The sequence below is a fragment of the Uruburuella suis genome, from assembly GCF_004341385.1.
GTDB classification, from domain to species: domain Bacteria; phylum Pseudomonadota; class Gammaproteobacteria; order Burkholderiales; family Neisseriaceae; genus Neisseria; species Neisseria suis.
Genome location: NZ_SLXE01000008.1, coordinates 69,161 through 95,168 on the forward strand (window position 1 = coordinate 69,161; position 26,008 = coordinate 95,168).

A 26,008-nucleotide genomic window follows, 5' to 3' on the forward strand; every position below is an offset into this window, starting at 1 on the left:
TGTTTCGCTGCGGCCTCAGCCTGCTGCGCGGCTGAGGCCGCTACCGGTTTTTGCTCAGACATTTTCTGCAATCCATTTATGCTATTAAAAAATGATAAGCCGAAAAATGCTTCTTCACACTTTCAGACGGCCTATCCAGCAAGTATCAATTCACAATGCTATCAATATTATTCACACCGGTAAGCACCGGCGAGAACACAAATTGCAAGAATTTCTGCACTTCAGCCAGCGGCGCATTTGACACATACACCACATCTTTATTTTTCACCGGAAAGCGCTGCAACCAAAATAAAGAATTGGCATCGGCAAGATTGATTCGATACACCACCGGGATCTCCGCATCATAAGCATAGCCTTTGGCCAGCCAAGCGCCCTTATCCTGCTGCGGCAAGTCGGCCAAAAGCTCATAGCGGAACACAAACACCCCGCGCGCATCGGAGCGGCGGTCTTGCAGGCCGCCCATGCGCCCCACTGCCTCCGCCAGCGACAAGCCTTTTACCGAGAAGCCCACTTGCTGGGTGCGACCCACCGCCCCCATGGCTGTGAAGCTATAAGGGTTGGTGATAATGGTAACAACGTCGTTTTTACGCAACACAATATTCTGGTGCGGGCTGGACACCAAATCTTCAAGCGCTACCTGCTTCACCTCATTGCCGCGCGTGAGCTGCACCGTTGTATCCTGCACATTGGCCACCGAGCCACCCACCGCTGCCACCGCATCCAGCACGCGTTCGCCCGCTGCCGTAAGCGGCAGGCGCACGCTGTTGCCCGCGCGCACCACCGACACATTGGCCGCATTATTCTGCACCATGCGCACCATCACCTGCGGCTGATTGGCCATTCTTTTCAGACGGCCTTTAATGATTTCCTGAATCTGCCCCGGCGTTTTACCGCTCACTTGCACATCACCCACAAACGGAATCGACACCGTGCCGCGCTCGCTCACCATCTGCTCCGGCAGCTTGGTTAATTGCGCACTGCCCGAGCCGCTAGACGTTAACGAACCGCCAAACAACACCGCCGGCGGCGCTTCCCAAATGGTAATATCCAGCACATCCCCTACATTTACCGCGCCCACAGAAGCCCGCCCTTCGCCAAACTGGGCAAACGACTGATTGCTTTTGCGCTGATAAAGCTTGCGGGCAACGCCTTCATCCAAATCGATAAGCTCCACCTCAGGCACAGCCACAGTGGCCTGCTGCTCGCCCAAAGCCACCACTTTATTGCCACTGGGGCCGGATGTGGGCAGGCCGCCACAGGCAGAAAATAAAACAACGACCATTAACCCAGCGGCGACACGGCCACCCATGGCAAACAAAGCATTTCTGCTTATTTCCGTATTATTCATATGACTCGATGTATAAAATAAAACACACTTAAAAACCAATATAACTGTTTATCGACAAGGCATTATCTTTACCGATACAGCTTAATTCCGCACCGCCTGCCGAAGAAATATACTATCAGCATCGCAAATGATTTGCCGGTTATTGTAATCTAATTTGCAATTTAACTCTAATTTCATTACTTCACCAACACAGTTTCACTTATGAATTCAGCGGTCGTTTGAAGTCAATCAAATAAAGTGAAGTAATTATAAACTATCTAGCTATTCTTGCCTGTAAGGACTTATCATACACAAAGTATGATGCTAAAATATGCAACAATTACTTTCGGCACAAACCTTTCCAGCGCAAAACAATCTTTTTCAAAACTCAAAACCAACACAAGGCTTTAAACACCGTGGCAAAAATTCTTATTGTGGGGCACCCCAACTCCGGCTATCAAACCATAGAGCACCTGCTCCACGCAAGCGGCATGGAACAAGCTTTGCCCTCTAAAAGAGAGCGAATGTCTCCTCTTGAAATTGACGCCGCCCTATTAAAAGCCCATCAAGAAGCTCCCGGCGCAAAAGCCTTATTGCTCGGCGATAAAATTGCCAACCGTCAGCTGCCTGTGGGTACGGTTTGGCATGGATTGGCCATGGATTTGTTTTTAGGCAACATCGATCAAAGCTTATGGGGATGGGCCGACTCAAAAGCCATTTCCTTGCTTAACTACTGGCGGGACATGGATGATTCCATGCATTTTGCACTGATATACGATCGCCCCCACAGCATTTTACTCAACAGCCAAGAAGCAAGCGATAGCAACTCAATCGAGCAAAAGCTGCAAGAATGGATCAGCTATAACGAATCATTGCTGCATTTTTATTTACGCAACCAAGATCGCTGCCTATTGATGCACAGCCAACAAGCAAAATCATCTGTCGGCAGCTATGTACAGCAAATACAGCTGCATATTGAAGCCCCTTGGCGCGACCTTCCAAACCACGAACCAACGGCCGACGCATCCAAAGAGCAAGCAACCATCAAGCTTAATCATGACATTGATTCGTCATTCGAGCATATCCTGCCGAGCCTACACAACGAACAAAACCACTTAGCCGGCTTTTTGGCAGATTTCATCATCAACACCAATCAAGAAGCTATCCAGCTATATGAAGAGTTGCAAGCCGTTGCCAACCTGCCATTACATGCCGCCAGCCATACGCAAGCCGATTATCATGCCGCATCAATGGCATGGCAGGCCATGATGCAACAACACCAACAACTAAAAAAACAAGAAAATGATTTAAAAGAATATTCAAACGAAAATGAATTGCTATTGCAACAATTACACCTCACTCAAGAAGAATTCGAACGGGCTCATTTAAACCATAAACAAACTGAAGCCCAGCTAAATTCCACCTTACAGGACAAAAACAAGTTAGCAACAGAATATCAACAAAAAACAACCGAAACGCACCAAAAAATCAACCGGCTCGAACAAGAAAAACAGCAACTGTTGAAAAAATCCGATGAGCTGAATCAAGCCCAAAAGGCAGACGGCGAAGCCATTAAAAAATTAGAAACGGCCAAATTAAATCTGGAAAAAGAAAAAACTGATCTTGAAAAAATCAAAGCAACTTTAGCAAGCGAAAAAACCAAGCTGGAAAAAGAAAAAAACCGCCTTGAACAAGATAACAAAGCAAGCCAGAGCGAGCAAGAAAAAGACAACCAATTATTGCTTGAGCAGCTGCACCATGTGCAGGAAGAGCTGGAGCGGCTGTTTCTAGAAAATAAACGCCTCACCGCACGCCCAGAATATTATGGTGCAGCCGAGCGCGTGCGCAATCAATTGGATTACCGCTTGGGTGCCACCATGATTCAAAATGGTAAAAGCCTCGGCGGCTGGATCAGCATGCCGGCTGCCTTGATAAAAGAAAGCAGAAAGCCCCAACAAAACACAGCAGATCTGCCGCCGGTAAGCCTATACCACGATGCAAGCGAAGCAGAAAAAATGCACAAGCATTTATCCTACCAACTTGGGCAAACCCTGCTGAAGCACAGCCGTAATCCCTTGCGCTGGTTTACCCTGCCATGGGCCATAAACAAAACCGTGAAAGAATTCAGAAAAAAATAACACCACTTTCAGACGGCCATACAGGTAAACAGCAGGCCGTCTGAAACACCATCACAATGAAAGAGCAACCCAATGCACAGCTACCCTGAATTAACACAATGGCTAGCACACTTATCCCTTTTACTCCCCAGCAAGCAAGCCTTGCTTATCGGCGCTGGCCGAGGAGATGGCGAATGGGTTGAATGGTTGAAGCAACAGCCCGCGATGCAAACCACATTAATTGAAGCAGACACAGAAGCCTATCCCGCCCTGCTCAAAGCCGCCGAAAACCAAACCAATTGGCATGCTTATCACGATCTTATTGCAGAGAGCACAGGCGATACCACTTTTTTCACTGCCAGCTTGAGCAGTGAAAGCGGCTTATTGCAGCCGAATAAGCTGGCCGGCATTTGGCCGAATATTGAAACCGTGCAGCAACAAACCCGTGCCGCCTTATCATTGGAAGATTTCACATATCAAAATGCCCTGCACCCAGATTGGCTGTTTATCAACTGCTTCGCGGCCCAATCACTGCTGCAGAAAGCAGAAAGCGTTTTACAGCATGTGAATATTATCATTGCCAGAGCCAGCCACGACATTGACAGCCTGCCGGAAGCCGATTTAGCCAACCTAACACAGCAACTGACGCAGCATGCCTTTACCCTCATCGCAACAGAGCCCGGCCGCCACAACCATATCGTATATGCCTTGTTCGTCAAAAATCATGCAGCGTGCTATGCAGATTTAGTCCAAGCCCATAAACAGCAAAAACACAAAAGCAAGCAAAAACACAAACAAACCAAACAACACAACACCAAGCTAACCAAACAACTGCAACAGGCTCAGCAGCAATTGCAAGAAGCTGATGAAAAAAACCAAAAGCAACAAGCCAACGAAGCCAAGCTTATCCGGCAAATCGCCCAATTGCAGCAAACTTTAGATGCAAAAGAAAGCTGCCTGCAAAAAGAGCAAGAGCACAGCCTGCTCCACAAAAAAAAGCTCGACAAGCTGGATGCTCTGCTTGAGCAGAGCGCACATATTGCTGCCGCGATGGAAAGCCAAAACCAAGAATTAGCCAAACAACAACAGCAATGGCTGCAACATATCGAGAAAACTGCATCAAACAGGCCGTCTGAAGCAATCAATCCGGCTTACAGCCAAAAAATTGATCATGCCGAAAAAAACCTGCGCCAAACCATACAGCAAAGCACCGGTAATGCAGTGGCTCAATTGGAAGCCTATATTGCCATACACAACTATTTCAATACCGGCAGCCTGCTTTCCGGATTTCACGGCTGGCCTATCAGCCCCGATATCGGCCTGTTTATCATCAACCAAATGCGTCGTAAGCAATATGATTTAATAATCGAATTCGGCAGCGGCACTTCCACCCTGCTGTTTGCCAAACTTGCCGCCGCACAGCATCATGAAAAGCTGATGAGCGATTTGCTGCCGCAAAAAATTGTGTCATTCGATCATCATGCAGATTACTACCGCCAAACCCAGGAGCTGTTGAAGATAAACCAAATGGGGAAATATGTTGATTTGGTGCACGCCCCGCTGATTGAGTGGCAAGAAAACAAACAAACCTTTTTATACTATGACTGCGAAGCCAAATTGCAGCAGCTTGCTCAAACGCTAAACGGCAAACAAGCCAAAATATTGGTGTTGGTAGATGGCCCGCCCGGCAACACCTGCAAAAACGCCCGCTATCCGGCTGTGCCATTGTTATTTAAACATTTGGCAGCGCATCAGATTGATATTATTTTAGATGATGCCGCAAGGCCGGAAGAAAAAGAAATAATAGAGCAATGGCATCTCTTGCTAGATATAGAAAAAGAAGTTTATCAAAAAACTATCCACAGCGAAAAAGGTATTTCTTTTTTCAATCTATCATAATAAATAATAAAGGATTTTTACTCATATGAATCATTTAATGAAAGCGACTCTTTTCTACAAAGAGGGAAATTATGCCGATGCGCTTAAACATTATGAACTAGCTGCAGATATTTATGGCAGACATATAGTTGAAGCAAATATTTTACTTTGTAAGAAAAAATTAAACCTTCCACATATTTCCTCATTGCAAGATATTCAAAACCAAAAACAAATAAATAAAGATTTTTTTGATGGTTATTTTGATTGCATATATCTAGTTAACCTGAAAAAAGAAGTAAATCGTCGAATTACTGCTTCGTTTCACCTTAAAAACAATAACATTAACTATACATTATTTGAAGCAGTAAATGGCTATACAGCCGAAGGTATTAAATTTTTTGATGAATATCAAAAAAATCTAGGTAAGCTTAATAGATATACTGAATTTAATGAATTAGAAATTAAAAGAGGGAAGCGTTTTATTGAGTCGGCCGGTGCAATTGGATATATAAATACTTACCTGAAAATTCTACAAAACGCGAAAGCACAAGGCTATAAAAGAATACTGATCTTAGAAGATGACATTCTACTGCATCCAAATTTTATGAGTAAGTTTCACCAATTTATATCGGCTATTAAAGAAAATTGGAAAATTATACAACTTGGAGCCTCGCAATATAATTGGGACAGCGTAGATAATGAAAGTTCGCTAAAAAAAGGCTTCTATTTACCTCGTCGTCTAGATACCTGTGGCTCATTTGCGATTGGTATAGATTCTAGTGTCTACGATGAGTTGATTGAAGCCGAGTCAGCCTACGATGGCCCTTTTGATCATTTGCCGATGGGTGAAATATACGAAAATCACTTAGAAGAATGTTTCGTTTGCTATCCAAATATTATCATTCCGGACGTGGGCACAAGCTCAATCCGTGGAGGAAGGTGTCAAATAGCACATAGCAAAAAAATGCGATGGCCCCTAGAAGAGTTCCCCTATCCTCTTCCTAAACCAGTAATATCGATATTAATCAGCTCTAAACAAAATTTAAAATACTTCGCATCATTCACTTCAAGAAATGACGCTCAAAGTTTGTTTACTATCAAATTTTTCTATTATAGCGAAGATGGTCTACGGCCACTTCACAATAAAGAGATTCTAGAAAACCAAGTAAACAACCTTACAAACATACCCAATCATATAGAAATAGGTAGCACAGACTTTGCAATCCAACTAGATTCTGACTATATATTGACAGAAAATGATTTAATTAAATATGTAGATAATAAATTAAATGGAAATAATATCGAAATAGAAGGATTCAATGAAGTTACGATTACCAATTCCAAACAAATTAAAGGCCGCGTATCTGTAATCATACCCACATATAAACGCCCTAAAAACTTAGAAAATGCTTTACTCTCGGTATTGACTCAAGATTATACTGACAAAGAAATTATCATTATCAGTGACAATGGAAAAGATTCCGAATTCAATTTGATTACAGAAGACATAATAAACAAAATAAAAGAATCGCATCCAAATGAAATTATTCGCTATATTTCACACTCTGCCAACCGAAATGGTGCGGCTGCGCGTAATACCGGCCTATTGAATTGCACGGGTGAATATATAACTTTTTTAGATGATGATGATATTTATCTGCCTGATAGATTATCAAAATCGATAAACAAGCTTAAAAACACCCAACAAAAAATTGGCGCTGTATATTGTGGTTTTTTAGGCTGGAACTCTCCGGAAGATGATAAGAATAGATATCAAAAAGGCAATTTGTCTAAAGAGCTATTATTACTCGAATATAAAAAACACTATCTGCATACAAATACAGCAACATATAAATATGAGGCACTGATGGCGCTTAATGGTTTCGATGAAAGCTATCGCAGGCACCAAGATATTGAACTTAATCTTCGTTTTTTTGAACAATATGAAATTGAAACAGTACAATTTTCTGGTGTAAGATTAAACCCAGAACCATCTGATGTAAGTAATAAAATATTTAATATTGATATTTTAAATTTAAAAAATAAATTCTTATCTGAATTTGATTATGTGATAAAGCAATATGATGAAAGTACTCAAAAGAAAATTTTTGAACTTCATTGGAATGAAGTTTTTAGATATATTCACGACAAAAAAATGTTTATGGAATATTTAAATAATTGTTACTCGATTGGTAATGTTCAAATTTTACTGAAATTAATTAAAAGCAAGGATGATAAATGAAAATTTTTCCAATAGGAACTTCAAGGTTGCATGAGCCTTTAACACTTATTGACGAAACTTTAGTAGAGTTTCCTAGGATGGGATACTTTCATTCAACTTCTCAAATCTTAGACTGTCTGAAAATTATTACAGGAGATATTACTCTTACTGCAGAACAAGCTAAGTTGTTTTTTAGAAAAGATCAAGTTGAATGCAATAAATTTGATTTAGATTTATGGACAGATAATTTTTGTGCTTCAGTTGATCGAATTAGACAGCAATTTGAAAATGCAGATACTCTTTTTATTGAAATATCAGCGCATCGCTCTTACAAACTGAATAATTTACATATTCAAGGGAATCCAAATTATTATCAAGATGTTAGTTATGCTGATATATGGAAAGATGGTTATTATCAAAAATATATGCCTGCGTTAAATGTCTTGGATTATGAGGATACTGACCTTCTAATTGATAATCTAATATCCATAGATGAGATTTTATTAGAAAATGAAAAAAAAGCTATAATTTTTGGTCACCTAGTCAATAGTAGTAATCCTAATAAATTACGTTTGAAAACTAATACTAGTTTGCAACAAGCTCTAAAACAAATTAATACAACGACATTGATATGGTATGACCAAACACATCTCGTAGATCAGTTTGGTTTTAGAGTCCTAGACAATGGTACAGTTGATATCCATCATCTACCATGGGATGGCTTATATATCTTTATTGATGAACTTATTGAGTTAGCAAATTTCAAAGACTGATAAAATGAACATTACCATCGCAGGAACAGGCTATGTCGGCCTGTCAAACGCCATGCTGTTGGCGCAGCATAACCAAGTAACCGCTTTAGATATTGACGCAGCCAAAGTGGCTTTGTTGAATAAACGCCAATCTCCGATTATCGATGCGGAAATCGAAGATTTTTTGGCCAATAAGCCTTTAAATTTTCAAGCCACTTTAGATAAAAAATCGGCTTATAGCCAAGCTGATTTTGTGGTTATCGCCACGCCCACGGATTACGATCCGCAAAGTAATTACTTCAACACCCAATCGGTTGAAGCGGTGGCGCGGGATGTGATGGCCATTAATCCTGATGCAGTGATGATTATCAAGTCCACGGTGCCGGTGGGGTTTACCGAGCGCTTAAAGCAGGATTTGGGCACGGAAAATATTATTTTCTCCCCCGAATTTCTGCGTGAAGGCAAGGCGCTGTACGATAATCTTTACCCGAGCCGGATTATTGTGGGCGAGCGCTCTGCGCGGGCGCAGCAGTTTGCTGATTTGCTGAAATCGGCTGCTTTAAAACAAGATGTGGAGGTGTTGCTCACTGATAACACTGAAGCCGAAGCCATCAAGCTCTTTGCCAACACCTATCTGGCCATGCGGGTGGCGTATTTTAATGAGCTGGATACTTATGCCGCAGCGCATGGTTTGGATGCCCGCCAGATTATCGATGGCGTGTGCCTCGATCCGCGCATCGGCAGCCATTATAATAATCCGAGCTTTGGCTATGGCGGCTATTGTCTGCCGAAAGACACCAAGCAATTGCTGGCCAATTATCAAGATGTGCCACAAAATATGATTCATGCGATTGTGGAAGCCAACCGCACCCGCAAAGATTTTATTGCTGAAGATATTTTAAAGCGCAATCCGACCACAGTAGGCATTTATCGCCTGATTATGAAAGCCGGCTCGGATAATTTCCGCGCTTCCTCGATTCAAGGCATTATGAAGCGATTGAAAGCCAAAGGCATTGAGGTGGTGGTGTATGAGCCCGTGCTGCACGAAGCTGAATTTTTTCATTCTAAAGTGATTAACAATTTGGCCGATTTCAAACAGGTTTCCGATGTGATTGTGGCAAACCGGGTTACTGAAGATTTGGAAGATGTTTTGAATAAAGTATACAGCAGGGATCTATCCGGCTCTGATGCTTGATTAAACCAAAAGGTAAAAGCAGGCCGCATGGTCTGCTTTTATTCTATGCCGATAAATTTAATCACCTTAAAACCCTCTTTATTTTCATGCATTAAGCATTCGCCCTGCCCAAGCTTTTCTATCGTTTTCCGGCATCCATTATGTTCATGCAGCCTGAGCCGGTTGGCCGGAAAATCAGCAATCAAGTAAACTATTCCTTAGGAGCCGTATTGTGCTTTCTTTCTTAAAACGTGTGCAACGCAAACGGCAAATCAAGAAAAATAAATTTTTGCTGGTGGCGGCTTATATGCGCCGAACAGGCGGCAAGTCCGGCTGGCCAGGCTATGTTTATTACCGCCTCGGTATGTATCAATCTGCGGCGGCTCAGCCCTATCAAGGCCGAAGCTGGAAAATTTGGCTGGCTTATACGGTGTCGCTTGCTGCTTGCGGCCAACATAAAAAGGCCCGACGAATTGTGTTGAAGCTTATCAAAACGCCGCTGTTCGGCCGCAAGCAGAAAATTGCATTGGCCGATTCTTTAGCTCCTTTTTCCCCCTCGCTGGCGCTTTCAGTGCTGGAGAAAGTGAATAATAAACCGCCGGCGTTGCATGCCGCTTTATTATTGCGCTTAGATAGAAAAATGGAAGCACATGCGCTTTTAAATCCGGTGATGCACACCGATTGGATAAAGCATAAGCCCGAACTTTCTCTATTAATGGCAAATGCTGCCTCTTCCTCTCCCCAAAAACAGCTTAATTATGCCAATCAATTTATGGAAGCTTATGGCTTGGATCAATTAAGCTTAAAAGATGCTTCACTGCCATTTGGCGCGGGCAATTTAAGCTGCCACATAGAATCTGCTGCCACTGATGGGCCTTTAGTCAGCATTTTGGTCACTGCTTTCCGAAGTGCCGAGCGCATCGGCTATGCGCTGGATTCTTTATTGCAGCAAACCTACCGCAACATCGAAATTATCGTGGTTGACGATGCCGGTGATGATGACACTGAAAATATCGTTCAAAGCATGGCAAGCCAAGACGGCCGGCTGCGCTATATCAAGCTGCCGGTCAATGTCGGCACATTCACAGCCAAAAATATGGGGCTCAAGCTTGCAGGCGGTGAGTTTATTACCTGCCATGATTCTGATGATTGGGCGCACCCGCGCAAAATCGAATATCAAATTCAACCTTTATTGGCCAACCCAAGCTTGATATACACCACTTCGCAATGGGTGAGGGTGGAAGACAACGGTATGTATTATGCACGCCCGGTGCACCCGTTGATGCGGCTAAACCCCGCATCGCCTTTATTCCGCAAAAAAATCGTACTGGCCGAAACAGGCGTGTGGGATTGGGTGCGAACAGGTGCCGACAGTGAATTTGCCGAACGGCTCAAGTGGGTGTTTGGTGCAAAAGCTTCCATTCAAATCAAAAAGCCATTAACATTTGGTGCACATCGGGCAGACTCCTTAATGACGGCACCTGAAACCGGTTATGACTCGAATGGGGTTTCGCCCGCCCGCTTGGCTTATTGGGAAGCTTGGCGCTCATGGCACATTGCTTGCCTGAATAGCGGCAAAGCGCCGTTGATTGCTTCAGACGGCCAAGGCAGCCGCCCATTTCCCGTGCCACATAATTTGATGGTTCGGGCTGAGAAAATTCAAATTTGCTCAGATTATATAAAAGCACTTAAATCGGCCTAAATGTATCGCTATCGAGCTGCCTTTCTAGAATCTGTTCACAATTCATCCGCGAGTAAGATTTTGAGGGCAAAAGCGTGCTTGCAAGACGAAAAGCACAGCAAGGTTGAACACCTTGCGAGCATTTTCAACGCAGCAGGCGCGTTTTTGAGCCAAAAGATTGCCGCGTGATGAAATGTAAACAGACCCTAAGACAGAATGATAAAAATCAAAGGATTAAATGTAAATATGAAACTCAGCCATTTCTCTCTCTCCAATAGCGCCCCCTTTACCCTCTTCGGCGGCTTAAACGTGCTGGAAAACTTGGATTCCACGCTTTTTGCCTGCGAAAAATACGTTGAAGTTACCGATAAGCTCGGCATTCCTTATGTGTTCAAGGCTTCTTTTGATAAGGCCAACCGCTCTTCCATCCATTCTTATCGCGGCGTAGGGCTGGAAGAGGGAATGAAGATTTTTGCTGCGGTGAAAAAAGAATTCAACGTGCCGGTGATCACTGATGTGCACGAGCCTTATCAATGCGAGCCGGTGGCGGAAGTGTGTGATGTGTTGCAGCTGCCGGCATTTTTGGCGCGCCAAACCGATTTAGTGGTGGCGATGGCCAAAACGGGGCGCGTGATCAATATCAAAAAGCCGCAATTTTTAAGCCCGTCGCAAATGGGCAATATCGTGGAAAAATTTAAAGAAGCAGGCAATGAGCAGCTGATTTTATGCGAGCGTGGCTCCAGCTTCGGCTACGATAATTTGGTGGTGGATATGCTGGGCTTCGGAGTGATGAAAAAAAGTTGCGGCGATTTGCCGATTATTTTTGATGTAACCCATTCTTTGCAACAGCGCGCTTCCGGCGCCTCGGCTTCGGGCGGGCGGCGCGAGCAAGTGCTCGATTTGGCGCTGGCCGGGATGGCCACCCGCTTGGCCGGTTTGTTTTTAGAAGCGCATCCCAATCCGGATAAAGCCCGCTGCGATGGCCCCAGCGCTTTGCCGCTGGATAAGCTGGAAGATTTCTTGGTGCGCGTAAAAGCGGTGGATGATGTGGTGAAATCTTTTTCACCTTTAGAAATCAAATAAATTTTTAATCTCAACCATATAGGCCGTCTGAAATTCTTTCAGACGGCCTATATAATATGCGAGCTAATCGAAATTTAAGTTATAATTAACTTTTCGTAATATTATTTAACTATTTATTATGGCTATTTTGGTTACTGGCGGCACGGGGTTTATCGGCTCTCATACTGTGATTGAGCTGATGCAGGCAGATTATGATGTGGTTATTCTTGATAATTTATGCAACTCCTCATTAAATATTCTGCCGCGCCTGCACCATATTTTGGAGAAAGATGTTGCTTTTTATAAGGGTGACATCCGTGACCGCTCATTATTGAAAAAAATATTTGCTTCTCACCCGATTGATACAGTAATGCATTTTGCGGGCTTGAAAGCTGTAGGCGAAAGCACTCAGCTACCCGTTAAATATTATGACAATAATGTAGTCGGCAGCTTGATTTTAGCTGAAGAAATGGCTGCGGCAGGTGTGTTTAATATTGTATTTAGCTCATCAGCCACCGTTTATGGCGACCCTGAGCGCATGCCGATTACGGAAAACATGCCGGTTGGCGGCACCACCAATCCATACGGCACATCCAAATATATGGTTGAGCGCATTTTGGCCGACATTCAAAAAGCCGATCCACGCTGGAGCGTTATATTACTGCGCTATTTCAATCCGGTTGGCGCCCATAAAAGCGGCTTGATTGGCGAGCATCCCAACGGCATTCCCAATAATCTTTTGCCATATATTTGTCAGGTTGCCTCGGGCAAGCTGCCTTATCTGTCGATATTTGGTGATGATTATCCCACGCCTGACGGTACGGGTGTGCGTGATTATATTCACGTTGTAGATTTGGCCAACGGCCATCTAAAGGCCATGCAGGCAAAAAGCTGCCTATCGGGCGTGCACACGTTTAATTTAGGCACCGGCAATGGCTATTCCGTATTAGATATGATTAAAGCATTTGAACAAGCTTCGGGCTTAAGTGTTCCTTATCAAATCAAATCACGCAGGCCGGGCGATATTGCCACTTGTTTTGCCGACCCTTCGTTTACCCATCAGCAAACCGGCTGGCAGGCACAGCACGATTTACATCAAATGATGGTAGATGCATGGCGCTGGCAAAGTCAAAATCCTGATGGCTATACTGATTAATTTCAAATACATACCAAGCTATTTCAAACAATTAAATTTTACACCGAACAAAATATTCATTTTAATTTTCAAAAATCAAACAACATTAAATCATCAGGCCGTCTGAGCCTTTCAGACGGCCATTTATTTCTTCAATGATTTTCTCATTTCCCGATAAATTGCATGTTAAAATAACATTACCGTTTATCGATAAATTTTACCTCTCGTGCACAACGCCCTTATTTTCTCCCGCGGCATTTGGAATATTCCCCATCTTGCCGCTTTTCTGCCTGAATGCCATTTGCAAAAAGCGGGCTTCTTGATGCCTGCCCGGCCGGATGTGGTGATGGGCTGGGGTTTGCGCTCGTCTGCCCGCAAAGCGCGTGCTTATGCGACGCAGCGCGAGTTGCCTTATATTGCATTAGAAGATGGCTTTTTGCGGTCGCTCGGTTTGGGTGTGGCGGGTTGGCCGCCCTTTTCGATGGTGCATGATGATCTCGGTATTTATTACGACACTTCCCGCCCTTCACGCTTGGAGCAATTGCTTTTAGCTGCAGATAATATGCCGTCTGAAACTTTGGCTGAGGCGCAAAAGGCCATCGGGCTGATTGTGGCAAACCGTTTGTCTAAATACAATCATGCGCCTGATTTTTCAGAAACGTCATCCCCGCAGGCAGTAAGCGGGGACAGTCTGATAAGCAGGCCGTCTGAAAAAAAACGGGTGTTGGTGATTGATCAAACCTTTGGCGATATGGCGGTGCAATGCGGCGGCGCGGATGCGGCCACGTTTGAAAATATGTTTCAGACGGCCTTGCAAGAAAATCCCGATGCGGAAATTTGGGTGAAAACCCATCCGGACGTGCTGAGCGGTAAAAAGCGCGGCTATCTTGGCCATCTTTCTTCAAATGCTGAAAATGTGCGGCTTTTGGCGCAAGACATCAACCCGATTTCGCTGCTGCTGCAAGTGGATAAAGTTTATTGCGTTACCTCGCAAATGGGCTTCGAGGCGCTTTTATGCGGCAAGCCGGTGGCCACGTTTGGCTTGCCTTGGTATGCCGGCTGGGGCGTGAGCGATGACCGCCATGCCGATATTGCCGCGCTGGACGCACAAAGCCGCCGCGCGCCGCGCACGCTCACGCAGCTTTTTGCCGCCGCTTATCTGCAATATAGCCGCTATATCAATCCCAACACCGGCGAGGCCGGCACGCTGTTTGATGTGATCGATTATTTGGCCGCCGCCCGCCGCCTGAATGAAAAGCTACGTGGGGATTTGTATTGTGTGGGCATGTCAATATGGAAGCGTGCGGTGATGAAGCCTTTTTTCAAAGTGCCCTCATGCCGTCTGCACTTTGTGCCATCGCTAAAAAAATTGCAAAAAACGGCTTTGCCGCCTGATGCACGTCTGTTGGTGTGGAGCCGCGGCCATGATGATCTGATTGATTTTGCCCACAGTCGCGCACTCCCGTTGCTGCGTATGGAAGACGGCTTTATCCGCTCTGTGGGGCTGGGCAGCAATTTGGTGCCGCCGCTCTCATTGGTGATTGATGATATGGGCATTTATTTCAATGCCGAAATGCCCTCCCGCCTAGAGCATATTTTGCAGAATCAGCTTTTTAATGAACAAGACTTCCAAACAGCCTCATCACTACAAACTATGCTTACGGAAGGCGCCATCACAAAATACAATGTAGGCCACAAAGCATTCAATCGGCCGGCTACCGATAAAAAAATTCTACTTGTGCCCGGCCAAGTGGAAGATGATGCATCTATCCGTTACGGCTCGCCGAAAATCTATAAAAATCTGGATTTGCTGCAAACAGTGCGCCAACTCAATCCTGATGCTTATATTCTCTACAAGCCGCACCCTGATGTGGTGACCGGCAACCGCATCGGCCATATCAACACCTCAGATGCTGTCCGATATGCCGATGATGTTATCACTAAAGCCGATATTCTCAGCTGCCTGCAGCATGTTGATGAAGTGCACACCATGACCTCGCTCACCGGCTTTGAAGCCCTGCTGCGCGGCAAAACCGTGTATTGCTATGGCTTACCTTTTTACGCCGGCTGGGGGCTGACTCAGGATTACCTAGCTCTTCAGCGCCGCAACCGCAAGCTGGCGTTATGGGAGCTGATAGCCGGTACTTTAATTCACTATCCGGCCTATATACACCCCGCCACTCGCAGCATAACAGATGCACACACAACCATTATCACCGTAAAACAGCAAAAACAGTCGTTAAAAAACAACAATATGTTGAGCCACAACTGGTTCAGACAGCGTATTGGTGAGTTGAAGCAGCTTTATTTGTTGTTTAAATAAACTAAAATGTTACAGTAACAAAAGCCACTAAAAAATTATTTATAACCTATGGAACAACCAAGAATCAAAAGCCATCTCGAAGAATTGGTTTCTGTCAATAACCGCATTTTGTTATTACAGGGGCCGATTGGCTCTTTTTTTTACGATTTCGCGGAGTGGCTGACCCACACGCATCACAAAACCGTTTTCAAACTGAATTTCAATGGCGGTGATGAAGCCTTTTATCCATCCGAAACCCGAAACACATTTTCCTATCGTGATACCTATCAGGCATTTCCGGAATTTTTAGTTCAATTTATCAAAGAACACCATATTCAAGCCATCGTGTGCTTTGGTGACACCCGCCCTTATCATATTTTGGCTAAAAAACTGGCCGCCAGTCTTGATAATGTCAGTTTTTGGGCTTTCGAAGAAGGTTATTTCCGTCCGCATTTCATTACATTGGAAAAAAGCGGCGTAAACGCTTATTCCCCTATTCCGCGCAACGGTGCTTTTTTTACCGATGCCTATCCGGCACTCATGCAAAAAAAATACCAACACCCCCCAAGAGTGCCTGATGGCTTTTTACCTATGGCTAAAGCGGCAATACGTTATTATACTGCGGCCAATTTCACAAACAGACAATATCCGCACTATATCCACCACCGTATTTTCGGCTTGAAGCATTATTTGAAATTATGGATACTTTCAGGGCTGAAACGGGCAAATTATGTGCTGGAAGACCGTAATTTCGCCAAACAGGTGGAAAACGGCAAATATGGCAAATTCTTTATTTTACCGCTACAGGTATTTAACGACAGCCAAATCCGCATACACAGCGATTTTTCATCGGTGCGCAATTTTATGCTCCATATTCTCACCTCATTTGCCACTCATGCGCCTGAGCATATAAATTTAATTGTCAAACACCATCCGATGGATCGAGGCTTTATCGATTACAAAAAAGATATTGCCCATTTCATAAAAAAACACCCCAAGCTCAAAGGGCGGGTATTTTATGTGCATGATGTGCCAATGCCGGTATTTCTGCGCCATGGCATCGGCATGGTCACGCTCAACAGCACCAGCGGACTCTCTGCGTTGATTCACAACATGCCGGTAAAGGTGATCGGGCGTGCCCATTACGACATCCCCGGCCTTACTTTTCAAGGCAGCTTGGCTGATTTTTGGGCAAGCCCCTCACCGCCCGATGCCCAATTATTCCGTGCCTACCGCATGTATCACGTCAACGTTACGCAAATTAACGGCAGCTTCTACAGCAGGGTTAATTTTCCCGATTTTCCAAAGCAGAAAACCGCCCCCGATAAAACAAACAATATGAAATAATCAATATTTCAATAAAACCAATATGGCTTTAAACGGGATTAAAAAATATTTATCTAAACAAAAACATTACTCACCATTCTGATGCACAGTACTATCCAATCCAAAATTTAAGATGATAAAGAAACAAGCTGCAGGCAACACAGATAATGCAGCAAGGAGAAACAACGTTTCAGATTATTTTGGGGTCGGTTATACAACAACGGCATCATTTTTCAGACGGCATCATTATGACCCACCAATCTGCCAATACCTTTTATCAACAAGCGCACAGTTTACTGATTGCCACGCCGCCCGATCACTCCGCCGCCCTGCCGCTGCTGCATCAAGCCGCAGCGGCAGGCCATGCCGAAGCTGCTTTTCAGCTGGCCGGCTGCTATTTCCACGGTCAAGGCACCGAGGCCGACCTTGAGGCCGCGCGGCATTGGTTGCAGCAAGCGGCCTCGGCGCAGCATCCTTTTGCCCACTATAATCTTTTGCAGTGGCAAGAAAGCGATGGCGCGCCGGCCGAGCCTTTGCTGCCCGGCTATATTCGGTTGGCAGAGCAAGATTTTCTGCCTGCCCAAATTCGTTTGCTGCAATATTATGCCAATCATGGGCAGCCTCAAGCCATCGCATGGGCCAAGCGGGCGGCTGAGCATGGCCACCCTTATGCTCAATATTATCTGGCGCAGTTTTACCAGCAAGCGGCCGAGCCAGATGTGCAGGCCGCACATGCGCTTTATCGGCAGGCGGCGGCGCAAGGCTTTGCGGCCGCGCATTGGCAATTGGGCAACCAATACCGCCACGGTCAAGCGGTGGCGCGTGATTATGCCCAAGCTGCTTTTCATTTCCGCCATGCCGCCGAGCAAGGCTTGGTGAGCGCCCAAACAGCCTTGGCCGAGCTTTTGCTGCAAGGCGGCCACGGCCTTGAGGCTGCGCCCGAGCAGGCGCTCCACTGGTTTCAGACGGCCTCTGAGCTGCAAGATAGTGATGCCCAAGCCGCTTTGGCCGAAATGTACCTGTTTGGCAAACATATCGAGCGCAATCCGGCAAAAGCCCGCCAACTTGCCGAACAAGCCGCCCGCCGCAACCACGCCAAAGCCCTGCGCCTGCTCGGCGATATTTACCGCTACGGCTTGAGCGTGGCCGCCGATGCCGACATGGCCGCCGTTTATTACCGCCGCGCCGCCGACCAAGGCGATATGGCCGCCTACCAAAAGCTGCTGGCCGCCGGTGCGCTCGGCCACAGCGCCGACTATGGCCGGCTCAAACAAGCCGCCTTGCAGCGCCAAGCGGCCGAGCACATTTACCAACGTGCCTTTGCCTGCCACTACGGCCTCGGGCAGGTGCAAGATTATGCCGAGGCGGCGCGCCTTTATCTCGAAGCTGCCGGCCACGGCCACGGCAAAGCCCAAACCAATTTGGGCATGATGTATTACAACGGCCAAGGCATGGCCGCCGATTCTGCCCAAGCCGCCCATTGGTTTGAAGCCGCCGCAAAGCAGGGCGACACGGTTGCCCAATATAATCTCGCCTGCCTGCATTACCACGGCGAGGGCGTGCCACGCGATGCAGCCGCCGCCTGCCGATGGCTGCAAAACGCCATTGATGGCGGCCATGAGCAGCCAGAAGCCTTGCAGCAGCTGCTGCAGCAATGGCAGGCGGTATGAGTCGGTATTGTTCGACCAATATTGATTCAGAATTAAAGAAGAGGCCGTCTGAAAAGTTTTCAGACGGCCTTTGCATGCCATGCAATCAATCATGATTTATCTATTTGTATGCTATCAAAAAAGGCCGTCTGAAACTTTTTTGTCTATTTTTCTGCGTATCTCTGTATCAATGATGCGCAGGTTTGGATATCCGCACGCCAACATTCGATGAATGGCTGCCGACAAAAATATCCTCCCGCCCCTTGAGTTTCGCGCGTACGCCCATATTTTCGGCTGCAATCTCAATAAATTCCACACAAGCAAATTCCTATGAGCAACAAAGACTTTTACGAAACGCTGGGCGTGGCCCGCAGCGCCAGCGATGATGAAATTAAAAAAGCCTACCGCAAGCTGGCGATGAAATACCATCCCGACCGCAATCCGGGCGATAAAGCGGCGGAAGAAAAATTCAAAGAAGTGCAATACGCTTACGCCATTCTTTCCGATCGCGAGAAAAAAACCGCTTACGACCAATACGGCCACGCCGGTGTCGACCCCAATATGGGCGCCGGCGGCTTTGGTGGGTTTGGTGGATTCAGCGGCGCACAAGGCTTTGATTTCGGTGATATTTTCAGCCAAATGTTTGGCGGTGCCGGCGGTGGTCGCGCGCAAAGCTATCAAGGTGCCGACTTGCAATACGGGGTGGAAATCAGCCTGGAAGAAGCCGCCAAAGGCATCAAAAAGCGCATCAGCGTGCCCACTTATGAAGAATGCGATGTTTGCCACGGCTCCGGCGCCAAGCCCGGCACTTCGGCCAGCACCTGCTCCACCTGCCACGGCTCGGGCACCATCCATGTGCGCCAAGCCATTTTCCAAATGCAGCAAACCTGCCCCACCTGCCACGGCAGCGGCAAGGAAATCAAAGAGCCCTGCATCAAATGCCGTGGCGAAGGCCGCGTGAAAACCAGCAAAACGGTGGAAGTGAATATCCCCGCCGGCATCGACGACGGCCAACGCATCCGCCTCTCCGGCGAGGGCGAGCCCGGCCAGCATGGTGCGCCCGCAGGCGATTTATATGTGGTGGTGCAGGTAAAAGCACACAAAACATTCGAGCGCAACGGCCTAGATCTGCATTGCGAATTGCCCGTGAGCTTCGCCACCGCCGCACTGGGCGGCGATGTGGAAGTGCCCACGCTTGATGGCAAAGTGAAGCTCAGCATTCCCTCGGAAACCCAAACCGGCCGGCGCATGCGCGTGAAAGGCAAAGGCATCAAATCGCTACGCTCCAGCGCGGTGGGCGATCTTTATTGCCATGTGGTGGTGGAAACGCCCATCAACCTCACCGAGCGCCAAAAAGAGCTGCTGGAAGAATTCGACAAAATTTCCACCGGCCTCGACCGCTCGCAAACGCCGCGTCAAAAATCGTTTTTCGACAAAGTGCGCGATATTTTCGATTAAAGTAAAGCGGAATTTCGAGGGAATAGTGGTTCTATTTCTTCAAAATCCCAACGCGGCATGGCGTAAAAAAGGGCGGTAAAAGCCGTCATCATGAATGATTTATACCCATTCAAAAAAGTAAGCTAACAAGGCGGCGAGCTGCAAACAGTACAGATAGTACGGCAAGGCGAGACAACGAAGTTAGGTTATTTTTTTTTGATTGGTATCAGGGCCTCCTTAAGTTTCAGACGGCCTGCACCATCCAATCGAAGCGGCGCATCTTGGCAGATGTGCCGCTTTGGTTTTAGCTTGAGCAAAACAGTGGTGCGGCCACGTAAGCAGAAACCGTTTAAACCGAGTACGCGGCTGCGCCACACCCTACACGCAGTTTGGGATTTGTATTCTTTGTGTCCGTTTTTCTGTGATTTCACTATTATCAAAAACGTTTCCCCACAAGAAACAAATCATCAACAAAACCCGGCTTTATCGGGCCGTCTGAAAACTTTATACTGTGTTCATCAACAAAATCCACACAGGAGCAACCTCATGAAACTACCCGTATTGTTTCTCGGCCACGGCAACCCGATGAACGCGATTGAGCACACCGTTTATTCCGAAAGCTGGCAGCGGCTGGGCAATGCGCTGCGTGCGCATTATGGCGGCAAAATCCGCGCCATTTTGGCCGTGTCGGCGCATTGGGTAACGCGCGGCAGCGCCGTGACCGCCATGGAAAAACCGCGTACCATCCACGATTTCGGCGGCTTTCCGCAAGCCTTGTTTGATGCGCAATATCCCGCGCCCGGCAGCCCCGAAGTGGCCGCCGAAATCCGCGCCCTGCTGGGTGAGGCCGAAGTGAGCGCCGATTTGGACTGGGGGCTGGACCACGGCACTTGGAGCGTGCTGTGCCATTTGTTTCCCGATGCCGATATTCCGGTGGTGCAGCTGAGCCTCAACGCCGATCTGAATGCCCACGAGCATTTCGCCCTCGGCCGCAAGCTTGCTGCATTGCGCGAGCAAGGCATTTTGATTGTCGGCAGCGGCAATATCGTGCACAACCTGCGCCTGATGGATTGGCGCCACCCCGACACCACCGATGGCGCTTACGATTGGGCGCAAACCGCCCGCAAGCTGGTGAACCATTGGCTGCAAAGCGGCAACAACGCCGCGCTCACCAACGATAATGCTTATCCCGAGGAGCTGCGCCTGGCTGCGCCCACACCCGAGCATTGGTGGCCGCTGCTTTATGTAATCGGCGCAAAATCCGACGACGAAGCGCTCACGCTGCTCACCGATGAAATCGTGGGCAAATCGCTGAGCATGACTTCGGTGCTGGTGGGCGATGAGCGGCTGGCCGCTTAAAGCCCGACCCAAAGGCCGTCTGAAACCTTTCAGACGGCCTTTGCTTTTCAATCGCCTCAACTGCCATGCGCAGGCGCGCAGGTTAAATTTTCGAATCCGACACCGGTGTGCAGCGCAAGGTTTTTCGGGGCTTAAAGCAAGGTAGGATACCGGCATTCGCCCCACAGCTTTCTTGGCCGTCTGAAGCTTTTCTTTCAGACGGCCTTTGATTTATGCGATAATCGCCCTGTTTATCCACACCCGCACGCCGCCATGAATGCCGCATCTGCTTGCCCGATTGCCCGCGCTGCCCGCCGCAGCGGCTTTGCCGTTGCCCCCAATCATTAAAAAAAGCCCGTGCAAACGGGCTTTTTTACGGAAACCGAAAAGGATATGCCATGCCCAACCCGCTCTACCGGCAACATGTGATTTCCATTGCCGATCTCTCCACCGAGCAGCTCGAGCTTGTGCTGCACACCGCCCTCAAGCTCAAAGCCGAGCCGCGTGGCGATTTGCTCAAAGGCAAGCTTATCGGCTCATGCTTTTTCGAGCCTTCCACGCGCACACGCCTCTCCTTCGAAACCGCCGTGCAGCGCTTGGGCGGCAAGGTAATCGGCTTTGCCGACGGTGCCAACACCAGCGCCAAAAAAGGCGAAACGCTGGCCGACACCGCGCGCATTATTTCCAGCTACACCGATGCCATCATCCAGCGCCACCATAAAGACGGCGCTGCACGCGTGCTGGCCGAATTTTCCGAAGTGCCCGTGATCAATGCCGGCGACGGCACCAACCAACACCCCAGCCAAACCCTGCTCGATTTGGTGACCATTTACGAAACGCAAGGCTCACTTTCCGGCCTCAAAATCGCCATGTGCGGCGATTTGAAATACGGCCGCACCGTGCATTCGCTGGCGCAGGCTTTAAAGCGCTGGGGCTGCGAATTTGCCTTTGTGTCGCCGCCCACTTTGGCCATGCCCGACTACATCACCGAAGAGCTGGAAGAAGCCGGTTGCGCTTATCAGATTCTGCCCACGCTCGAAGATGCGGTGGAATGGGCCGACATTCTCTACATGACGCGCGTGCAGCGCGAGCGCTTCGACGAGCAGGAATTCGCCAAAATCCAAGGCAAATTCAACCTCGATGCCGCCATGCTCGCCAAGGCCCAAGCAAACCTGCGCATTTTGCACCCCTTGCCGCGCGTGGATGAAATCCACCCCGATGTGGATGCCACGCCTTTTGCCTATTATTTCCAGCAGGCGGCCAACGGCGTGTATGCGCGCCAGGCGATTTTATCGCTGGTTTTGAATGAAGAAGTGTAAGGAGCCACACATGACCCAAAAGCAATACAGCGTGGAAGCCATTCAGCACGGCACCGTTATCGATCATATTCCCGCCGGCCGCGGGCTGGCGATTTTGCGCCAATTCAAGCTTTTGCATTACGGCAGCGCCGTGACCGTGGGCTTCAACCTGCCCAGCAAAAGCCACGGCAGCAAAGACATCATCAAAATCTCCGGCGTGCACCTTGATGAAAAAGCCGCCAACCGCCTGGCCTTGTTTGCGCCCGAAGCCACGGTAAACGTGATTGAAGATTTCCAAGTGGTGCAAAAAATGCAGCTCGAGCTGCCCGACACCATCAGCGAAGTGCTGCGCTGCCCCAACGCCAACTGCGCCAGCCGCGGCGAGCCGGTAACCAGCCGCTTTTATGTGCGCCGCCATCAGGGGCAAACCAAATTGAAATGCCATTATTGCGAAAAAACCTTCTCGCGCGATGCCGTTACCGAAGCCTGATGCACCCGCTCAGCAAGCATGGCAAAAGCTTCAGGCCGTCTGAACAATATGGTTCAGACGGCCTGAAGCTTTTTCAAAACGCCCTTTCCATCGCGCCTGCGCAGGCATCGCTTATCTGCAAAAAACCTGCCCTAAAAATATGTTATGCTCAAGCCATGCAGCCCGCCCACGTTTTCAGACGGCCTTATCTTATGCACACGCGCCTACAACAATGGTTTACCCCCATTTTATATATCGTGCTTTTTTTCGCCGGCTTTTTAAGCGCATTTTTGTGGTTCAACCCGCGCGATTATCTGCAAAACCTCGCCGCCACCCTCACGGCCGTGGCGGCGCTTGCGCTGGTTCCACTGGCGTATTTTTTCGCCCGCCTCTCGCTGCAACACCGTGCGCAAACCAGCCGCTATTTGGAAACCTTGCAGCAAGAGCATGTGCGGCCGGTGCTGCATGCGGTGTTGCGCCCCGCAGCCGACCAACCGCACTTAATCGAATTGGCGCTCTCTAATCACGGTAAAGGCAGCGCCCATGCCGTGCGCCTGAGCGCCGAGCCGGTGGCTGCCACGCCGGCAGCCGAAGCCGTGGTGGCCAGCCTGCAATCTTTAAGCGCCGTGGCAGGCGGCCTCGATATTTTGGCCGCCGGCGAAACCTACGGCGGCGTGTTTACCGATTTCGATATTTTGGCCGCGCGTTTTGCGCCTGCGCCGTTTAATGGCATCATTAAAATCAGCGCCGAATATCAAGATTGTTTCGGCAATCTCTGCGCCACCGAAAGCGTGCTGGATATTTCCGCGCTGGGCGCGCTGCGGCCTGCCGCGCACGCACCCGCACGCAAACCGCGTAAAAAATTATTGTATTAGGCTATGCGCAGATAGCAGGCCGTCTGATGCCGATTCGAAAAAATAAGATAACAAGGCGGCGAGCCGAAGACAGTACACCTAGTACGGCTAGGCGAGCCAACGCAGTTAGGTTATTTTTTCGAATCGGTATGAAAGCTGTCTTGTATAAGGAACCAATATGCTCTCTATCACCACCCTCATCATCGCCGCCGTGTTTTTCATTATTTTGCTGCTGGTGAGCATTTTCGTGCCCAATCCCATCACTTGGCTGATGACGCTGGCGCTGGGCGCAGTGTTTTACTTTATTTTGTGGCCGAAATACCAAGGCCAGCAACAAGCCGTGCGCCAAGGCGTGGAAATTCAGGCCGCCGTGCAGGAAGTGCGCCATTGGAACCAAAAACGCAGCGACACCATTGTCGACCGCTATGAAATCATCGCCGTGGCGCCTAATCCTCAAAACGGCAAAATGCAGCAATTCGTGAGCCCGCCCATGGGCGAAGATCCCGCGCCTTATCTGGGCAACAGCATCAAAGTAACCGTGGATTGGGCCAACCCCAAAGCTTATGTGATGGATATTTCTTTTTTGCCTTTTGCCGTGCATTGATAACCGCACCAACGAGCGCCCATCCAACTCATTCAAACAGGCCGTCTGAAAACATTCAGACGGCCTGTTTTCAAACGCAAAAAATGGTGTTAACCCGCTTTTTATTTCATATTTAATGTTAAACATGAATCAATTAAAGCCATTAAATAATTCAAGAAAAGCCGCTGCAAACAGATTGTTTTCCCACAAACGCGCTGTATAATCGGCCGCATGATCAATACAATATTTGCCCGATTCTCCAAGCTTGGAAACCAAGGCAGCATATCGGTATCAATCATGATGCAACAGCAAGTAAGACATTCCAACCCATCCACTTAATGAAGGAAACATTATGAGCAAACCTGCAATCGTTTTGGTACACGGCTTTTGGGGCGGCGCGGCGCATTGGGCAAAAGTGATTCCGCTTTTGCGCGAACAAGGCTTCGACAACATCCACGCAGTAGAAAACCCGCTCACTTCGCTGGCAGACGATGCCGAGCGCACCCGCAAAATGGTGAAGCAGATTGACGGCCCCGTGGTGTTGGTCGGCCACTCATACGGCGGCAAAGTGATCACCGAAATGGGTGATTTGCCCAATGTGGGCGCGCTGGTATTCATCGCCGCCTTCGCACCCGATGCAGGCGAGAGCGCCGGCGCCATCAGCCAGGCCAACCCGCCTGAAGCTTTTGCCAACATCCAGCCCGACAGCGACGGCTTTTTGTGGGTGGCGCAAGACAAATACCACCAAAGCTTCTGCCAAGATTTGAGCGAAGAAGAAGCTTATGTGATGGCCGTTACCCAAAAAGCGCCCGTGGGCGGCACTTTCGGCGACAACGTTACCGCACCGGCTTGGAAAGTGAAGCCCAACTGGTATCAAATTTCCTCTGGCGATCGCATGCTGAACCCGGAAAACTAAAAAATGATGGCCGCACGCATGAACCCGCGCAAAACCATCACCCTCGATGCCAGCCACGCTTCTCTGGCTTCGCGCCCGCAAGAAGTAGCCGCGTTTATTGTGGAAGCCGCCAACGCAGTGAGCGCATAAACCCATAAGCGTTTGCATGTAAACAGGCCGTCTGAAACCTTTCAGACGGCCTGTTTGTATGCAAACGCCTTTTTTGTCGCGCCTGCGCAGGCAGAAGCCTAGTCATGCGTACGATTACGTTTTGTTTTAACAAAGCTAATCGTACCTACGCCTGCTGGGCCCCCGTCTGCGCGGGTGCAACTGATATCTATAGTGGAATGCCGTGTTTTGCGGCGTTATACCCATTCGAAAAAAATAACCTAACTGCGTTGGCTCGCCTAGTCGTACTAGGGCGTCCTGACAATTACTTGTCATAAAAATAATCAGATAAAAGAAAGGCAGATAAGTTAAAATTTTTGTCGCCAAACAAAACATACTTAT

General features: G+C 47.9%; 20 protein-coding genes. 19 read left to right on the plus strand and 1 reads right to left on the minus strand.

Annotated elements, in window-relative coordinates; all coding sequences use genetic code 11:
• Positions 1 to 145: 145 nt before the first annotated feature.
• Positions 146 to 1,282, minus strand: coding sequence for a polysaccharide biosynthesis/export family protein (locus EV680_RS04365; protein WP_132953520.1), 1,137 nt, complete (start codon positions 1,280 to 1,282; stop codon positions 146 to 148).
• Between the two features lie 461 nt (positions 1,283 to 1,743).
• Here EV680_RS04365 and EV680_RS04370 point away from each other — a divergent pair, with 461 nt between their 5' ends.
• The 19 genes from EV680_RS04370 (at position 1,744) to EV680_RS12175 (ending at position 25,648) form a co-directional block, all read left to right on the plus strand.
• Positions 1,744 to 3,465, plus strand: coding sequence for a hypothetical protein (locus EV680_RS04370; RefSeq protein ID WP_132953521.1), 1,722 nt, complete (start codon positions 1,744 to 1,746; stop codon positions 3,463 to 3,465).
• Between the two features lie 204 nt (positions 3,466 to 3,669).
• Positions 3,670 to 5,343 carry a class I SAM-dependent methyltransferase gene (locus tag EV680_RS04375; protein WP_132953522.1) on the plus strand — a complete coding sequence of 558 codons (1,674 nt, stop codon included), beginning with the start codon at positions 3,670 to 3,672 and terminating at the stop codon, positions 5,341 to 5,343.
• 25 nt (positions 5,344 to 5,368) lie between these two features.
• Complete coding sequence (locus EV680_RS04380) at positions 5,369 to 7,564, plus strand: glycosyltransferase (protein ID WP_132953523.1); 2,196 nt, start codon at positions 5,369 to 5,371, stop codon at positions 7,562 to 7,564.
• Positions 7,561 to 8,316 carry a hypothetical protein gene (locus EV680_RS04385; RefSeq protein WP_132953524.1) on the plus strand — a complete coding sequence of 252 codons (756 nt, stop codon included), beginning with the start codon at positions 7,561 to 7,563 and terminating at the stop codon, positions 8,314 to 8,316. The genes EV680_RS04380 and EV680_RS04385 overlap by 4 nt, the downstream gene beginning before the upstream one ends.
• A 4-nt stretch (positions 8,317 to 8,320) precedes the next feature.
• Positions 8,321 to 9,490, plus strand: a complete 1,170-nt coding sequence (locus tag EV680_RS04390) for a nucleotide sugar dehydrogenase (RefSeq protein WP_132953525.1) — start codon at positions 8,321 to 8,323, stop codon at positions 9,488 to 9,490.
• A 211-nt stretch (positions 9,491 to 9,701) separates the two neighbouring features.
• Positions 9,702 to 11,171: a glycosyltransferase family 2 protein gene (locus EV680_RS04395; protein ID WP_132953526.1), complete on the plus strand. Its 1,470-nt coding sequence runs from the start codon at positions 9,702 to 9,704 to the stop codon at positions 11,169 to 11,171.
• 225 nt (positions 11,172 to 11,396) lie between these two features.
• On the plus strand, positions 11,397 to 12,233 hold the full coding sequence (kdsA, locus tag EV680_RS04400) for a 3-deoxy-8-phosphooctulonate synthase (RefSeq protein WP_207894286.1): 837 nt from the start codon (positions 11,397 to 11,399) through the stop codon (positions 12,231 to 12,233).
• Positions 12,234 to 12,351: 118 nt separating this feature from the next.
• Complete coding sequence (gene galE, locus EV680_RS04405; protein ID WP_132953528.1) at positions 12,352 to 13,368, plus strand: UDP-glucose 4-epimerase GalE; 1,017 nt, start codon at positions 12,352 to 12,354, stop codon at positions 13,366 to 13,368.
• 301 nt (positions 13,369 to 13,669) lie between these two features.
• A complete protein-coding gene (locus EV680_RS04410; protein ID WP_132953529.1) occupies positions 13,670 to 15,670 on the plus strand; it encodes a capsular polysaccharide biosynthesis protein in 2,001 nt (666 codons plus the stop codon).
• A gap of 48 nt (positions 15,671 to 15,718) precedes the next feature.
• Complete coding sequence (locus tag EV680_RS04415; RefSeq protein ID WP_132953530.1) at positions 15,719 to 16,996, plus strand: capsule biosynthesis protein; 1,278 nt, start codon at positions 15,719 to 15,721, stop codon at positions 16,994 to 16,996.
• 227 nt (positions 16,997 to 17,223) lie between these two features.
• A complete protein-coding gene (locus tag EV680_RS04420) occupies positions 17,224 to 18,645 on the plus strand; it encodes a tetratricopeptide repeat protein (RefSeq protein WP_132953531.1) in 1,422 nt (473 codons plus the stop codon).
• 309 nt (positions 18,646 to 18,954) lie between these two features.
• Positions 18,955 to 20,082, plus strand: coding sequence for a molecular chaperone DnaJ (dnaJ, locus tag EV680_RS04425; RefSeq protein ID WP_132953532.1), 1,128 nt, complete (start codon positions 18,955 to 18,957; stop codon positions 20,080 to 20,082).
• A gap of 525 nt (positions 20,083 to 20,607) precedes the next feature.
• Entirely contained in the window at positions 20,608 to 21,420 is an 813-nt protein-coding gene (ygiD, locus tag EV680_RS04430; RefSeq protein WP_132953533.1) for a 4,5-DOPA-extradiol-dioxygenase, read from the plus strand.
• Between the two features lie 377 nt (positions 21,421 to 21,797).
• A complete protein-coding gene (pyrB, locus tag EV680_RS04435; protein WP_132953534.1) occupies positions 21,798 to 22,718 on the plus strand; it encodes an aspartate carbamoyltransferase in 921 nt (306 codons plus the stop codon).
• A 10-nt stretch (positions 22,719 to 22,728) separates the two neighbouring features.
• Positions 22,729 to 23,187, plus strand: a complete 459-nt coding sequence (gene pyrI, locus EV680_RS04440) for an aspartate carbamoyltransferase regulatory subunit (RefSeq protein ID WP_132953535.1) — start codon at positions 22,729 to 22,731, stop codon at positions 23,185 to 23,187.
• Entirely contained in the window at positions 23,187 to 24,041 is an 855-nt protein-coding gene (locus EV680_RS04445; protein WP_132953536.1) for a hypothetical protein, read from the plus strand. The genes pyrI and EV680_RS04445 overlap by 1 nt, the downstream gene beginning before the upstream one ends.
• A 157-nt stretch (positions 24,042 to 24,198) precedes the next feature.
• Positions 24,199 to 24,624 carry a hypothetical protein gene (locus EV680_RS04450; RefSeq protein ID WP_132953537.1) on the plus strand — a complete coding sequence of 142 codons (426 nt, stop codon included), beginning with the start codon at positions 24,199 to 24,201 and terminating at the stop codon, positions 24,622 to 24,624.
• 331 nt (positions 24,625 to 24,955) lie between these two features.
• Positions 24,956 to 25,519, plus strand: coding sequence for an alpha/beta hydrolase (locus EV680_RS04455; protein WP_207894288.1), 564 nt, complete (start codon positions 24,956 to 24,958; stop codon positions 25,517 to 25,519).
• A gap of 3 nt (positions 25,520 to 25,522) precedes the next feature.
• Positions 25,523 to 25,648, plus strand: a complete 126-nt coding sequence (locus EV680_RS12175) for a hypothetical protein (RefSeq protein WP_279387852.1) — start codon at positions 25,523 to 25,525, stop codon at positions 25,646 to 25,648.
• Positions 25,649 to 26,008: the final 360 nt, after the last annotated feature.

What these genes read in the sequence shown, in the direction of transcription:
- EV680_RS04365 (WP_132953520.1), bottom strand. Translation starts at nt 1,282, where the DNA reads ATGGTCGTTGTTTTATTTTCTGCCTGTGGCGGCCTGCCCACATCCGGC.
- EV680_RS04375 (WP_132953522.1), top strand. Translation starts at nt 3,670, where the DNA reads ATGCAAACCACATTAATTGAAGCAGACACAGAAGCCTATCCCGCCCTG.
- EV680_RS04380 (WP_132953523.1), top strand. Translation starts at nt 5,369, where the DNA reads ATGAATCATTTAATGAAAGCGACTCTTTTCTACAAAGAGGGAAATTAT.
- EV680_RS04385 (WP_132953524.1), top strand. Translation starts at nt 7,561, where the DNA reads ATGAAAATTTTTCCAATAGGAACTTCAAGGTTGCATGAGCCTTTAACA.
- EV680_RS04390 (WP_132953525.1), top strand. Translation starts at nt 8,321, where the DNA reads ATGAACATTACCATCGCAGGAACAGGCTATGTCGGCCTGTCAAACGCC.
- kdsA (WP_207894286.1), top strand. Translation starts at nt 11,397, where the DNA reads ATGAAACTCAGCCATTTCTCTCTCTCCAATAGCGCCCCCTTTACCCTC.
- galE (WP_132953528.1), top strand. Translation starts at nt 12,352, where the DNA reads ATGGCTATTTTGGTTACTGGCGGCACGGGGTTTATCGGCTCTCATACT.
- EV680_RS04410 (WP_132953529.1), top strand. Translation starts at nt 13,670, where the DNA reads ATGCCTGCCCGGCCGGATGTGGTGATGGGCTGGGGTTTGCGCTCGTCT.
- EV680_RS04415 (WP_132953530.1), top strand. Translation starts at nt 15,719, where the DNA reads ATGGAACAACCAAGAATCAAAAGCCATCTCGAAGAATTGGTTTCTGTC.
- EV680_RS04420 (WP_132953531.1), top strand. Translation starts at nt 17,224, where the DNA reads ATGACCCACCAATCTGCCAATACCTTTTATCAACAAGCGCACAGTTTA.
- dnaJ (WP_132953532.1), top strand. Translation starts at nt 18,955, where the DNA reads ATGAGCAACAAAGACTTTTACGAAACGCTGGGCGTGGCCCGCAGCGCC.
- ygiD (WP_132953533.1), top strand. Translation starts at nt 20,608, where the DNA reads ATGAAACTACCCGTATTGTTTCTCGGCCACGGCAACCCGATGAACGCG.
- pyrB (WP_132953534.1), top strand. Translation starts at nt 21,798, where the DNA reads ATGCCCAACCCGCTCTACCGGCAACATGTGATTTCCATTGCCGATCTC.
- pyrI (WP_132953535.1), top strand. Translation starts at nt 22,729, where the DNA reads ATGACCCAAAAGCAATACAGCGTGGAAGCCATTCAGCACGGCACCGTT.
- EV680_RS04445 (WP_132953536.1), top strand. Translation starts at nt 23,187, where the DNA reads ATGCACCCGCTCAGCAAGCATGGCAAAAGCTTCAGGCCGTCTGAACAA.
- EV680_RS04450 (WP_132953537.1), top strand. Translation starts at nt 24,199, where the DNA reads ATGCTCTCTATCACCACCCTCATCATCGCCGCCGTGTTTTTCATTATT.
- EV680_RS04455 (WP_207894288.1), top strand. Translation starts at nt 24,956, where the DNA reads ATGAGCAAACCTGCAATCGTTTTGGTACACGGCTTTTGGGGCGGCGCG.
- EV680_RS12175 (WP_279387852.1), top strand. Translation starts at nt 25,523, where the DNA reads ATGATGGCCGCACGCATGAACCCGCGCAAAACCATCACCCTCGATGCC.